Annotated in this window: 1 protein-coding gene and 1 pseudogene; both read left to right on the top strand. The window is 71.8% G+C overall.

The features are described 5' to 3' along the window. Positions 1–31: 31 nt before the first annotated feature. On the top strand, positions 32–1,627 hold the full coding sequence (locus AC0CYZ_RS30720) for an FtsW/RodA/SpoVE family cell cycle protein (protein WP_472221905.1): 1,596 nt from the start codon (positions 32–34) through the stop codon (positions 1,625–1,627). After that, positions 1,624–2,236 (top strand): annotated as a pseudogene (locus AC0CYZ_RS30715) (penicillin-binding protein 2); the annotation flags it as partial. The gene AC0CYZ_RS30720 and the pseudogene AC0CYZ_RS30715, both read left to right, overlap by 4 nt.

Here is a 2,236-nt window from a genome sequence, read left to right as displayed (position 1 = left end):
TCCCGGGACGCGACTGTCGCCGGGTGCAGTAGTGGCCCGCCCCGCCCAGGCCGCACCCGGCGGACGGAGCGGCAGCACGCGGCCCCCCGTCGAGGCACCGGCGGACCGCACCGCGCTGCGCCCGATCGTCGCCGCGGCCGTCTCCACCCGCCGCGGCATCGAGCTCGCGCTGCTCGCGTTCGCCGCGATCATCACCACGGGCGCCCTCGTGCTCGTCGAGGCCAACCAGAACCAGCAGCTCAACATCACGCTGCTCTACCTGGGGCTGGCCTACCTCGCGCTGTTCGGGGGCGCCCACCTCGCGGTGCGGAAGTTCGCGCCCTACGCGGACCCGGTGATGCTGCCGTGCGCGGCGCTCCTCAACGGGCTCGGCCTCGTGATGATCCACCGCATCGACCTGGCCAAGGCCGCCCGGGCGGCGGCGCTCGGCAACCCCGCGCCCGACGCGGACGCGCTGCGCCAGATCGCGTGGCTCGCCCTCGGCCTGGTCATCTTCGTCGTCGTCATGTGGCGGGTGCCCGACCACCGCACGCTCTCCCGCTACGGCTACACCGTCGGCTTCGTGGGGCTCGTGCTGCTCGGGCTGCCGGCGATCCTGCCCTCGGCGCTGTCCGAGGTGAACGGCGCGAAGATCTGGATCCGGGTCGGCGGCGTCGGCATCCAGCCCGGGGAGTTCGCCAAGATCCTGCTGACGATCTTCTTCGCCTCGTTCCTGGTCGCCAAGCGCGACCTGTTCACGACGGCGGGCAAGCGCTTCCTCGGCATGACGTTCCCGCGCCCGCGCGACCTCGCGCCGCTGCTCATCGCGTGGGCCGTCGCCATGGGCGTCCTGGTCTTCGAGTCCGACCTCGGCACCTCGCTGATGTTCTTCGGGATCGTCCTCTCGATGATCTACGTGGCCACCGAGCGGTCCTCCTGGGTGCTGATCGGGCTCGTCATCTTCGCCGCCGGCGCGTTCGCGGCCTGGACGTTCGTCTCCCGCGTGCAGCTGCGGGTCGAGGTCTGGCTCCACCCGCTCGGCGACCCGGCCAACACCAGCTTCCAGGTCGCACAGGGGCTCTTCGGGCTCGCGACGGGCGGCATGCTCGGCACCGGCCTCGGCGCCGGCCGGCCGGACCTCGTCCCGCTCTCGAGCACCGACTTCATCTTCACCTCGATGGGTGAGGAGCTCGGCCTCGTCGGGCTCATGGTCCTGCTGCTGCTCTACGGGCTGATCTCCACCCGAGCGCTGCGCACCGCCCTCGCCGTCCGGGACACCTTCGGCAAGCTGCTCGCCGCCGGCCTCGGGTTCACCGTGATGATCCAGGTGTTCGTCGTGTGCGGCGGCGTCATCGACCTCATCCCGAACACCGGGCAGGCCGCGCCGTTCATGTCCTACGGCGGGTCCTCGCTGGTGGCGAACTACGCGCTGGTCGCCCTCGTGCTGCGGGTCTCCAACGCCGCCCGGCAGCCGGCCAACGACAAGGCCAAGACGGGCCCGGGCCAGACGCCCGCGGGACCGCACACGCCGCTCGCCGAGGCGCACACGGAGATGGTGTCGCGCGGTGACGTGGCCACCCCGCCCCACGGAGCCCCACCGGTGCCGGGCCGCGCCCAGCCGGGCGACGGGGGGAGGACCCGAGAGTGAACACCCCGCTGCGTCGGGTCTCCCTCGTGGTCATGGGCCTGATCGTGCTGCTGCTCGGCCAGGCCACGTGGGTCCAGGTGGTCAAGGCCGACGACTACAAGTCCAACGAGTACAACCAGCGCGTCCTGCTCGACGAGTACTCCCGCCAGCGCGGGCAGATCAGCGCCGGCGGCGACGTGCTCGCCGCGAGCGTGCCGACCAACGACCGGCTGAAGTACCTGCGCCAGTACTCGAACGGCCCGATGTACGCGCCGATCACCGGCTACTACTCGCAGGTCTACGGGTCGACCGGCGTCGAGCGCGCCGAGGACTCGGTGCTCAACGGCACCGACGACCGGCTCTTCGTGCGCCGCATCTCCGACGTGATCACCGGCCGGGCGCCGGCGGGCGGCAACGTCGCGCTGACCATCGACCCCAAGGTCCAGCAGGCCGCGTACGAGGCCTTGGCCTCGAAGGGCTACAGCGGCAGCGTCGTCTCCATCCGGCCGCAGACCGGCGAGATCCTCGCGATGGTCTCGACGCCGTCCTTCGACCCGAACCCGTTGGCAAGCCACGACGGCCCGACGCAGAAGGCGGCGTGGAACGCGCTCGACCCGAACAGCCCGGACT

The sequence above is a fragment of the Actinomycetospora sp. genome (genome assembly GCF_055612215.1).
Note: the sequence above shows the minus strand (reverse complement) of the source record. Positions and strands in the feature narration are given on the sequence as shown.